Source organism: Necropsobacter rosorum, assembly GCF_964241405.1.
In the GTDB taxonomy this organism is placed as follows: domain Bacteria; phylum Pseudomonadota; class Gammaproteobacteria; order Enterobacterales; family Pasteurellaceae; genus Necropsobacter; species Necropsobacter rosorum.
In genome coordinates, this window is sequence record NZ_CAXSXF010000001.1 from 127,307 (window position 1) to 138,414 (window position 11,108).

The following is an 11,108-nucleotide window of genomic DNA, read 5'->3' on the forward strand; positions in this document are numbered from 1 at the left end:
GTGGCAATATTTTCAACTTTGATGTGATCCCTATCACAAATTTGAATATTAGCGCGGTTTCCTTAAAAATTTGATCCGACTCCGCCTTTTACTGCACAAAAATTCAAGATCTTGCAGCGCGAAATTCAATAAAATAGTTTCATGAATTTGCTGCATAGGAGACGAGCAATGATTCTTACTCTACTAGCATCAGAATTTTTCGTCGCGAAAGAACAACCGCTTACGGTTGAACCTCGCACTCCGCAACAGAACTTCCCCGAGCATACACATAATTTCGATGAGATCGTTATCGTTAGCCAAGGCAACGGCAGACATATTATCAACGGTTACCCACAGACATTACGACAGGGGATGATTTTATATATTGATGCAAAAGATCATCATCTTTATGAAAATGTCGATAATCTGTATCTCACCAATATTTTATTTCAATCCTATGATTTTCAGTATATCGCCAATATCAGTCAGGTGATAAACGCCATTAAAACCAACAATAACGGTAGCCAATGTATTAATCGAAAAGCATTGCACACATTGAAAAATCTGCTGGAACGACTGGAAAAAGAAACGGATAACTCCTTGCAAAAAGAATGCTTATTGCTGCGAATGCTTTCTTTTTTACAAAAACATCAATATGCTATTGAAGGCTTTGGTAATACGGAAAGAAAAATTCAGCAATTGCTACAGTGGCTGAAACATAACTTTACAGAAGAAATCAACTGGGAATCATTAGCACAACAATTTGATCTTCCGTTGCGCTCCCTGCACCGCTATATCAAAAATAATACCGGCTGCAGCCCGCAACACTATGTGACTAAATTAAAGCTCGCCGAGGCTTACTACCAATTACGTTATACAGATAAAAACATTACGGATATTGCTTATCAATGTGGCTTTAACGACAGCGGCTATTTTGCTACCTGTTTCAAAAACGAATTTATGATCAATCCGAAAGCACTAAGAGCAATGTGAAATGAAAACACCGATGACTTTATCTCATAGTAATTATTTCATTGCTGAAGAAAACCCGATTACGATAGAACGTCGTCATAATCAGGATTATTTTCCACTGCACAATCATGACTTTGACGAAATTGTTATTGTTTGTGCCGGAAATGGCATTCACGTCTGGAATAACCGGGTTTACCCGATTACCGCCGGCGATGTGCTGTATATTAATCATAGCGACGTGCATGCTTACGAAACGGTCGATCAGCTAAAACTGGACAATATTCTCTATCGCCGGGAAAAACTCACGCCGAATAATATTTTATTCGACTATCTGCCCGATGAACGGCTCACCGAGCAACAACGCCACACCAGAATCAATTTATCCTGTCTGCAGGAGCTTCAAGCCTTAGTGGCACAATTGGAAGCTGAATCTAAAAAAACCAACCAATCTTCCATTTATCTGGCGGAAACATTATTTACTCAACTGATTTTACTGTTGGATAGATACAGTTACACAGAAACAGTGCAGGATTCCGATGAACAGAAAATGGACAAATTATTCACCGCACTTTCACAGCATATTGACACCGCATTTAATCTGGAAAATTTCTGCGGCCAAAACAACCTTTCCGCCAGCTCATTACGCAGGCTGTTTAAACAACAGACTCATATGACCATCGGCCAATATTTACAACGGCTACGTTTATGCCAAACCATGACATTACTCAGAAACACGCAACTTTCCATCACGGAAATCGCCATAAAGTGCGGTTATGAAGACAGTAATTATTTTTCCACGGTTTTCCGTAAAGAAACGGCCTGTTCACCTTCCGAATACCGAGCCCAATTTATGCAGAAGCACTAAACACGGCTCTCAGCAAAAGTGCGGTAAAATTTTAACTTTTTTCACCGCACTTTTGCCCGTATTATTTTTGCATCTCTTCCGTTTTGTGCAGGCGTTGTTTATAGGCATAACTGCCCCATAACGCATAGGCTAAGGCTTCTTTTTTGATTTGTTCGGGAATATCCGCGCCGCTCAGCTCGCCTGTACGGTTATTGTAAATAAACCCGCGTGCCGGTTGTTCCTGCTGTAAAATCGCCACCTGATCGCCGCGCATATAAGCCAGCGTTTTGTCGAATTGCATCAGGGCGCGGTTCGGATCGGCCGGTTGGGTGAGGTCGTAGCCGAGCATCGGGTAATTGCCGCTGATGCCGATTAAAGACAGCAAAGTGGTCGGCATATCAATCTGACTGACCAGACGCGGATCCCGTTTCGCTTCAATGCCATCGCCGAGAATCAAGGCCGGAATATGAAAATGCGAAATCGGCACCAGGCTGTTGCCGTACACCCGCGAATCATGATCGGCGATAATCAGAAAGACCGTATCTTTCCAGTAGTCGGCCTGTTTGGCTAATTTGAAGAAATAGCCCAAGGCATAATCCGCGTATTTCGCCGCATTGTTGCGAGTAGCCTGCGGCTGTTCATACAGCTCAATTTTGCCCTCCGGAAACTCAAAAGGATCGTGATTGCTGGAGGTAAATACCAGACTGAAGAACGGCTTGCCCTCCTGATGCAGGCGTTTGAAAGTGTCGTCGGCTTTATCGAACAAGTCTTCATCGCTCATTCCCCAAGTGGCGACAAATTTCGGATGCGGAAAATCCTTTTCATCAATAATCTGCTGAAAACCGTTGCCGTAGAAAAAACTCGCCATGTTGTCGAAATGCTTTTCGCCGCCATAGATAAAGGAAGTCTGATAGCCTTGTTTCGCCAGTAAATCGGCGATGGTAAAAAAGCCGTTCTGGCTGCCGGATAATTTCACCACCGAACGCGCCGGCGTCGGCGTAAAACCGGCGGTGACGGCTTCAATGCCGCGTACCGAACGGGTGCCTGTGGCATACAGATTGTCAAACAGCCAGCCTTGTTTCGCCAGTTGGTCGAAATTCGGCGACAGCGGTAAACCGCCTAAGGTGCCGATAAATTGAGCGCCCAGACTTTCTTCCAGAATAATCACCAGGTTTTTCGGTTTGCCCTGATAGGTCGCATGGTTTTGCGTCAGCATCGGCAATGTGTCGGAAATATAATCGCTCTGCGGGCGGCCGCGCGCCTGTTTTAAGGTATCGACCACCTCTTCCAGCGACATTTTACCGTAGATTTCCGACGATTTATCTTCGTCTTTCATTTGCTGAATGGCAAAAATCACCGAATAACCGGAATTCAGCACCAGAGAATTAACCAGCGGATCGGAAGAAAACGCCACCATGGCAGGATTGATTCCGCGGTGCTGAAAACTCGAACGCGCGCCGATAAACGTCAACGCCGCCACCACCACAAATAACAGCGGGCGCCAGCGCCATGCCGGATAAGCCAGATTCCGCGTCACTTTGCCGGACAGTTTCCAGCAAAACAGGGCAAAAAGTGCGGTCAGAATCGGCGTTAAAATTAACGCGGCCGGATGTCCGTTCGCCAGCATCGTAAACACTTCTTTCGGGCTGACCAGATATTCTATAAATAAACGGTTCGGGCGAAAATCGTAAGTGTCGATAAAAGCCGGCGTACACAACTCCATAAACACGATAAAAACGCTGCTTAAGGTCAGCCAGAGGCGAACGAAAAAGCCGGCGGCACGCCCCGCTTTGCCCGCCCCGGAAAACAGACAGGCCACAATAATGGCGACGGAAAACAGCCAGCACAAACCGGCAATATCAATTCGTACGCCTTGCAGCAACAGCGGCAGCCAACCGTCAACCGCCTCGACCCGCTGCGCCTGCCACAACGACAAGCCGAGACGGCTTAAAGAAAGTATGAGCAAATTAAGACAGAAAAAAACAATAATCGGATAAAGCGGTCCGCAAGATTTTTTAAATGAGTACATTAAAGTGTCCTTTAGAATGGTTTTGGGCACCGAGTTAGACGGGAAAGTCGCGGAAAAGTTCTGCTCGCAAACAAGAATATTTTTTGACATAAAAAAAGATTTCCAGCCCAAAGGAGGAAATCTTTCTATTTTCAGACAGTGATAAGCGGTTAATTTTTCTCTACTTCCAGCCGCTCAAACGCCAGCACGCGACGTTCCAGCTGACGCAGCAGCAAGGTGGCGATGCCGGTAATCAGCAGATAAATCACGCCGGCGATGCCATAAATGGTCAGCGCATCATATTCCGTTCCGTAAAGCTGTCTGGCATAGCCCATAATATCCAGAATGGTAATGGTCGAGGCCAACGAAGTGCCTTTGAACACCAGAATAATTTCGTTGCTGTATGACGGCAGCGCACGCTTTAAGGCATAAGGAATCAGAATTTTTAAGGTTTGCCAGCGGCTCAACCCCAGCGCGGCGCAGCTTTCCCATTGTCCTTTGGCGATCGCTTTCACCGCGCCGTGAAATAACTGCGCCGAATAAGCCGCACTGTTTAACGCCAGCGTCAGCATCGCACAGAACCATGCGTTGGACAACAACGACCAGAACGGGCTGTTCACCACCCACTGAAACTGACCGGGGCCGTAATAAATCAAAAAGAACTGCACCAATAACGGCGTGCCGGTAAATAATGTCAGGTAAATATTGACCGCACTTTTCAGCAGCTTGTTTTGCATGGAAAGCAGAAAGGTTAAACCGACCGCCAGCACAAATGCAATCGCCAGCGCCACGACGGTGAGCAGCAGGCTGGTAGGAATCCCTTGCGCGATAGTCATAAAATAATCGTGAATCATTATTCCGTACCTCGCTCAAAACGGGTAAAGCGCCGCTCCAGTTGACGGATAATCACCTGGCTGACCAGCGTCACCGCCAGATAAATCAATGCGGCGAAACCATACCAAGTAAAAGGCTGATGCGTGTTGGTATTGATTAATTCCGCCTGCCGCATTAAATCCTGCACCCCGATCAGCGACACCAATGCGGTGTCTTTCAGCAATACCAGCCACTGATTACTGAGACCGGGCAGCGCATGGCGCCAGACCTGCGGCATAATGATATGCACAAAGGTATAGCTGCGGCTTAAGCCCAGTGCGGCGCCGGATTCCCATTGCCCCAGCGCAATGGCCTGAATCGCCCCGCGTAATGATTGCGACGCATAAGCCGCGAAAATAATCGACAGCGCCACCACCCCGCAACCGAACGGGCCGAATTCCACATAACGACCGGTAATAAGCTCCACCACTTCCGGCGCACCGAAATAAATTAAAAACACCACCAGAATTTCCGGCAGGCCGCGCAGTAAAGTAACGATAACCGCCGTCGGCCGGCGTACGCATGTCCATTTGCTGGTTTCCAGCACCACGAACAGCACCGCCAGAATCAGCCCCAATAATAACGAACACACCGCTAACCCGACCGTCATCAGGGTTGCGGTGTACATTAAAGGAAGATAATCAACGAACATACTGATTATTTCGTCATCCATTTATCATAAATTTTCTGATATTCGCCATTGGCTTTAATCGCGGCAATGCCTTTATTCAGACTGTCCAGCAGCGCAGTATTGGATTTATTGACCGCAATGCCCAGACCGTTATTGAAATAACGCTTATCCGTCACCCGTTCGCCGACGAAGCTCAGATCCGGATTTTTTTCAAACATATCGCGCAGCACGTCGGTATCCCCGAAAATCAGATCGATACGGCCGTTTTTCAAGTCAAGAATGGCATCCTGTACGCTGGCATAAGATTTCGCCGCATACTGTTTGGCTTCCGCATTCACATATTGCTGATAGGTGGTGCCGTTTTGTACGCCGACGGTTTTGGCGCTGGCTAAATCCGCTTTGCCTTTCACCGCAATAAAGCTGGCGGAACTTTCATAGTAAGGCGCGGAAAAGGCCACTTGCTTGGCGCGGGCTTCGGTAATATCGATGGCGGAAATTGCCGCATCAAAACCGCGGCCTTTGATTAAGCTCGGAATCAGGGCATCAAACGCCTGCGCCTTAAAATGGCAGGTCGCGTCGATTTCTTTACAAATCGCATTGGCGATATCCACATCAAAACCGATAATCGCGCCTTTGTCGTCAGTGGTTTCAAACGGCGGATAGCTCGGCTCCATCGCAAATGTGATGTCCTGTGCATTGGCAGCCAGCGCGGCGCCGGCTAATACGGCGGTTAAGACTAATTTCTTCATAATCAATTCCTTAATTCGAATGAGATAAATATTGTTTAAACTGTTCCGTCTGCGGATGGGCAAAGCAACCGGCATCGCCGATTTCCACAATATGACCCCGTTCCATATAAACCACTTTGGTCGCGACCTTTTTAGCCACCGCCACTTCATGCGTAACGATCACCTGCGTAATACCGGTTTCCTGCAACTCGCGGATAATTGATACAATCTGCGCGGTAATTTCCGGGTCCAGTGCGGCGGTCGGTTCATCAAACAGCAACACCTGCGGTTTCATCATCAAAGCACGGGCAATTGCCACCCGCTGTTGCTGCCCGCCGGATAAATGCAGCGGAAAACGCGCGCCGAATTCCTCCAGCCGTAAACGTTTCAGCAGCTCTACGGCATGGGCTTTGGCGTCTTCTTTATCCATACCGAGCACTTTAACCGGCGCTTCGATTAAATTCTCGATCACCGTCAAGTGCGGCCACAGATTATATTGCTGGAAAACCATGCCCACATCTTGACGCAGATGACGCATTTGTTTCGGGTTCGCCTTGGCGACGGAAAGATCGAATTTATTGTTGGCGATACTCAACTCGCCGGATTTTGGTACTTCCAATAAATTCAGGGTGCGGATAAGGGTGCTTTTGCCCGCCCCGCTGGGGCCTAATAAGACGACGGTATCGCCGTCTTCAGCGGTCAGATTGATATCAAACAACGCCTGCGACGCCCCGTAAAAAAAATTCAAATTTTTAACACTAATGGTCATGTTTATCGGTTATCTCTGTCTTTCGCAAAACTGAAAGAATATTAATATTTTTTGCATAAATATGCAATAAAATTTTATCCGGCAATAAAAAAGTGCGGTCGAAAATATCAAAATTTCCACCGCACTTTCGAACCGGTCATCGCGCCGGTAAGCAACGCCGCTTATTGGTGCTTCGCCATTTCAAATTCGATAATCATCATCAGAATATGAATCACTTTAATATGAATTTCCTGAATGCGGTCGGCATAACGGAAATGCGGCACACGGATTTCCACATCCGCCAGCCCCGCCATTTGCCCGCCGTCTTTGCCGGTCATGGCGATCACTTTCATGCCTTTTTCTTTCGCGGCTTTAATGGCGTTCAGCACATTTTTCGAATTGCCGGAAGTGGACAGCCCGAACAGCACATCGCCTTTTTGACCGACCGCTTCGATATAACGGGAAAAGACATAATCGTAACCGAAGTCGTTGCTCACGCAGCTTAAGTGGCTGACATCGGAAATGGCAATCGCCGGATAGCCCGGACGGTTTTCACGATAACGCCCGGTCAGCTCTTCGGCGAAATGCATGGCATCGCAATGGGAACCGCCGTTGCCGCAGGACAGCACTTTACCGCCCCGTTTGAAACTGTCGGCAATCAGCAACGCCGCCTGTTCAATCAGCTTAATATTATTGTCGTCATTGACAAAACGATCCAATACGCTCTGGGCTTCCACCAACTCGGCTTTGATTTGATCCAAATACATTCTGTTGTCTCCTTTTCGATCTATTGCATTGGTTTGATATTGCATTGGTTTGATCAAGCATTCCGGCTTGTAAATGCGAATAATTCTAAACTATTCCCGTTGCTTACGCTATTAAAGATTTCACCAAATCCGTCAAAAATGCCAACCGCACTTTATTCTCGCTCAAGGCTTTGACGAAGCGGAATTTGGTCGGGCCGTCGAAACGGTAAACCGTCGGTTCGGCGTTAATCAGATGCAGAAACTTCATCGGATCCGGATCCGCCGTCGGCGCAAACTCAATAAAACCGCCGTGCGCCGTCGCATCGATTTTAATGATTTTTAACGCTTTCGCCTGTAAGCGCAGCTCGGCGATTTGCAGCAGATTTTTGGTCGCCTCCGGCAGCAGACCGAAACGATCGATCAGTTCCACTTTCAGCTCGTCCAGTTCCTGCTTGCTGTCCGCACCGGCGATACGCTTATAAAAAGACAAGCGCATATTCACATCGCCGAGATAATCTTCCGGCAGCAGCGCCGGCACACGCAGATCAATGTCCACCTGTTGCTGGGTCAGTTCGTCCAGCGACGGTTCGCGCCCTTCTTTTAAGGCGTTGACCGCACTTTCCAGCAATTCCATATATAACGAAAAGCCGATACTTTCGATTTGTCCGCTTTGTTCATCACCAAGCAGTTCGCCGGCACCGCGAATTTCCAGATCATGGGTGGCCAACACAAAACCGGCGCCGAGATTATCCAGACTTTCCAGCGCTTCCAGCCGTTTCAGCGCATCTTTGCTCATCGCTTTCGGATGCGGCGTGAGTAAATAGGCATACGCCTGATGATGCGACCGCCCGACTCGCCCGCGCAACTGATGCAGCTGCGCCAGACCGAAATTATCCGCCCGTTCGATAATAATGGTATTCGCCGTCGGCACGTCGATACCGGTTTCGATAATGGTGGAACACACCAGCAGATTAAAACGCTGATGATAAAAATCCGACATCACCCGCTCCAGTTCGCGTTCACGCATTTGTCCGTGGCCGATGACAATGCGCGCCTCCGGAATAAGTGCGGTCAGTTTTTCCGCACAATTTTCAATACTCGCCACATCGTTATGCAGATAATAAACCTGCCCGCCGCGCAGAATTTCGCGCAATACGGCTTCGCGAATAATCACATCGTCGGTCTGACGCACGAAAGTACGAATGCTCAAACGGCGCGCCGGCGGGGTGGAAATAATCGACAGGTCGCGGATGCCGTTCATCGCCATATTCAGCGTGCGCGGAATCGGCGTGGCGGTGAGGGTTAAAATATCCACATTGGCGCGCAGCCGTTTGATTTTTTCCTTTTGCCGCACGCCGAAGCGGTGTTCTTCATCAATAATCAGCAGCCCCAAATCATGAAATTTGACTTCCGGTTGAATCAGTTTATGGGTGCCGATCAGAATATCGATCTTGCCCTGCGCCAGCTTTTCCAGAATCTGTTTCTGCTCTTTTGCACTGCGGAAACGCGACAGCATTTCCACATTAACCGGCAGATTGGCAAACCGGTCTTTAAAATTATCATAATGCTGCTGCGCCAGTAAGGTGGTCGGCACCAGCACGGCGACCTGTTTGTGATTCATCACCGCCAAAAAGGCTGCGCGCATCGCCACTTCGGTTTTGCCGAAACCGACATCACCGCACACCAGACGATCCATGGCTTTCGGCTGACACATATCGGCAATCACCGCATTAATCGCCATGGTTTGATCCGGCGTTTCCTCAAACGGGAAGGTGGCGGCAAACTGCATAAATTCGGCGCGATCATAATGAAAGGCGAAGCCCTGCTGCGCTTCCCGCTGCGCATACACATCCAGTAATTCCGCCGCCACGTCGCGGATTTTTTCCGCCGCTTTCTGGCGTGAACGCGCCCACGCATCACCGCCCAGTTTATGCAGCGGCGCGTTGTCTTCGGCGCCGCCCACATAACGGCTGATTAAATACAGCGAGGTGACCGGCACATACAGTTTGGCATCGCCGGCATATTCCAGCAACAGAAACTCCGCTTTCACGCCGCCGTTTTCCAGCGTCACCAGCCCGCCGTAACGCCCGACGCCGTGATCCAGATGCACCACCGGCTGGCCGATTTTCAGCTCCGCCAGATTACGGATTAAGGTATCCGGGTTGACGGCTTTGCGTTTGTCGCGGCTGCGTTGCTGCACTCGCTCCCCGAACAGTTCCGCTTCGCAGATAAGCGCCAGCGAACCTTGTTCGCGACGAAGGATAAAACCGTGTTCCAGGTTGCTTATCAGCAAACTTTGCGCCGCTTTGCCGGCATTCAGGGAATGGATCTGCTGCGGTTTGAGTTTCAACGGCGCCAGCAAATCCAGCAAGGTTTCGCGCCGCCCTTCGCTTTCCACCGCAAAAACGATTTGCCCGTCAAACTGTTGCATAAACTGACGCAGCGCCCGCAGCGGTTCTTTTTGCTGCGCCTGCACCGTCAGCGGCGGCAATGCCTCCAGCGGCAGGTTTTTCTGTCTGACGGAGGCGCGGGCGACTTTTTCCCGTTGCAGGCTGATACGCGGATACTGTTTAAGCTGCCGGTTCATGTCATCAACGGACAACCATAACGCATGCGGCGGCAACAGCGGGCGCATCGGATCCACCCGACGGCTGGCATAACGGTGTTCAATATCCTGGTAAAAACGTTGCGCCTGCGCCGGATTGCCTTCCAGCTCCACCACTAAACAGCCGGCGGGCAAATAATCGAACAGCGTCGCCATATGCTCAAAAAACAGCGGCTGCCAGTATTCAATGCCGGATACCAGCGTGCCTTTGCTTACCTGCTGGTAAATATGTTCCGGGTCGCGGCGGATTTCGCCGAAAGTTTCGCGAAAACGGCTGCGGAAAAACTCAATGCCTTTGCTGTCGCTCGGAAACTCGTGCGCCGGCAATAAATTCACCGCGTCAATGGCTTCCGCCGTGCGCTGGCTGTCCACATCAAAGGTGCGGATGCTGTCGATTTCATCATCGAAAAAATCCAGCCGGAACGGCACCGCACTGCCCATCGGAAATAAATCCAGCAAGGCGCCGCGCACCGCATATTCGCCATGCTCCAGCACCTGCTCCACCGCGCGATAACCGGCATTTTCCAGCTGTAAGCGCAGTTTGTCGATAACCAGCCGATCGCCTTTTTTAATCAACAGCACATGATGTTGTAGAAATTCCGGCGGACACAGACGCTGCATTAAGGTGGTGACCGGCAGGATAAAAATGCCTTGTTTGCTGTGCTGCAAGCGGAATAAGGCGCTTAAGCGGGCGGAAATAATTTCCTGATGCGGCGAAAAATTATCATACGGCAAAGTTTCCCAATCGGGAAAGATGCTGACAGGTCGTGTGCTGAACTCGCGCAATACTTTTTCCAAACGCACCGCACTTCGCATCTCCGGTGTGATCACTACGGTCATCCCGTTGTGTTGCTGAGCGATTTCTGCGATCACCAACGCATCGCTGTCGGCGATAACATTGGCGAGAATTTTGTGATCATGCGGGCGGGTCGGAATATCAGGATTAAAATACATCATAAAAGTGCGGTGGTTTT

General features: G+C 49.3%; 9 protein-coding genes. 2 read left to right on the forward strand and 7 right to left on the reverse strand.

Going from position 1 to position 11,108, the window contains the following annotated elements:
- Nucleotides 1-168: 168 nt before the first annotated feature.
- Together rhaS and ACESOH_RS00575 are read left to right on the forward strand one after the other, a co-directional pair.
- The gene (gene rhaS / locus ACESOH_RS00570; protein WP_373098978.1) at nt 169-972 is read left to right on the forward strand and encodes an HTH-type transcriptional activator RhaS; all 804 of its coding nucleotides are present in this window, start codon (nt 169-171) and stop codon (nt 970-972) included.
- A gap of 1 nt (nt 973) precedes the next feature.
- Nucleotides 974-1,816, forward strand: coding sequence for a helix-turn-helix domain-containing protein (locus ACESOH_RS00575; protein WP_373098980.1), 843 nt, complete (start codon nt 974-976; stop codon nt 1,814-1,816).
- 61 nt (nt 1,817-1,877) lie between these two features.
- Here ACESOH_RS00575 and ACESOH_RS00580 read toward each other — a convergent pair whose 3' ends face one another.
- From ACESOH_RS00580 to mfd, 7 genes are all read right to left on the reverse strand, one after another.
- Nucleotides 1,878-3,824 carry an LTA synthase family protein gene (locus ACESOH_RS00580; protein WP_373098982.1) on the reverse strand — a complete coding sequence of 649 codons (1,947 nt, stop codon included), beginning with the start codon at nt 3,822-3,824 and terminating at the stop codon, nt 1,878-1,880.
- A 149-nt stretch (nt 3,825-3,973) separates the two neighbouring features.
- The gene (gene artM, locus ACESOH_RS00585; protein ID WP_032092594.1) at nt 3,974-4,657 is read right to left on the reverse strand and encodes an arginine ABC transporter permease ArtM; all 684 of its coding nucleotides are present in this window, start codon (nt 4,655-4,657) and stop codon (nt 3,974-3,976) included.
- Complete coding sequence (gene artQ / locus ACESOH_RS00590; protein WP_032092593.1) at nt 4,657-5,328, reverse strand: arginine ABC transporter permease ArtQ; 672 nt, start codon at nt 5,326-5,328, stop codon at nt 4,657-4,659. Before artQ ends, artM begins: the two co-directional genes overlap by 1 nt.
- A gap of 5 nt (nt 5,329-5,333) precedes the next feature.
- Entirely contained in the window at nt 5,334-6,056 is a 723-nt protein-coding gene (locus tag ACESOH_RS00595; RefSeq protein ID WP_373098984.1) for a transporter substrate-binding domain-containing protein, read from the reverse strand.
- 10 nt (nt 6,057-6,066) lie between these two features.
- Nucleotides 6,067-6,804: an arginine ABC transporter ATP-binding protein ArtP gene (artP, locus tag ACESOH_RS00600; RefSeq protein ID WP_373098985.1), complete on the reverse strand. Its 738-nt coding sequence runs from the start codon at nt 6,802-6,804 to the stop codon at nt 6,067-6,069.
- A gap of 161 nt (nt 6,805-6,965) precedes the next feature.
- Nucleotides 6,966-7,550, reverse strand: a complete 585-nt coding sequence (gene lpcA, locus ACESOH_RS00605) for a D-sedoheptulose 7-phosphate isomerase (protein WP_373098987.1) — start codon at nt 7,548-7,550, stop codon at nt 6,966-6,968.
- Nucleotides 7,551-7,653: 103 nt separating this feature from the next.
- Entirely contained in the window at nt 7,654-11,091 is a 3,438-nt protein-coding gene (gene mfd / locus ACESOH_RS00610) for a transcription-repair coupling factor (protein ID WP_373098989.1), read from the reverse strand.
- Between the last annotated feature and the right edge of the window lie 17 nt (nt 11,092-11,108).